Annotated in this window: 1 protein-coding gene; it reads left to right on the top strand. The window is 69.0% G+C overall.

Going from position 1 to position 435, the window contains the following annotated elements:
* Nucleotides 1-25: 25 nt before the first annotated feature.
* A partial coding sequence (locus AA75_RS22885) for a roadblock/LC7 domain-containing protein (RefSeq protein WP_033822066.1) occupies nucleotides 26-435 on the top strand: 410 nt, incomplete at its 3' end.

The raw sequence follows: 435 nt of genomic DNA, 5'->3' as shown, positions 1-435 counted from the left end.
CACCAGGAGCGTTGAGTTGAGTCAGATGAGCCAGGCCGCACAGAACCTGAACTGGCTGATCACCAATTTCGTGGACAACACCCCCGGGGTGTCGCACACGGTGGTGGTCTCCGCCGACGGTCTCCTGCTGTGCATGTCCGAGGGCTTCCCGCGGGACCGCGCCGACCAGCTCGCCGCGGTCGCCTCCGGGCTGACCTCGCTGACCTCCGGCGCCAGCCGGATCTTCGAGGGCGGCGAGGTCAACCAGACCGTCGTCGAGATGGAGCGGGGCTTCCTGTTCCTGATGGCGGTCAGCGACGGATCGGCCCTGGCCGTCCTCGCCTCCCCCGACTCCGACATCGGTCTGGTGGGCTACGAGATGGCCCTCCTCGTCGACCGCGCCGGAGCCGTCCTCACCCCCGCGCTGCGCGCGGAACTCCAGGGCAGTCTCCTGCA

The sequence above is a fragment of the Kitasatospora sp. MBT63 genome, from assembly GCF_000710465.2.
Lineage (GTDB): Bacteria > Actinomycetota > Actinomycetes > Streptomycetales > Streptomycetaceae > Kitasatospora.
This window is presented reverse-complemented; position numbering and strand designations above follow the sequence as displayed.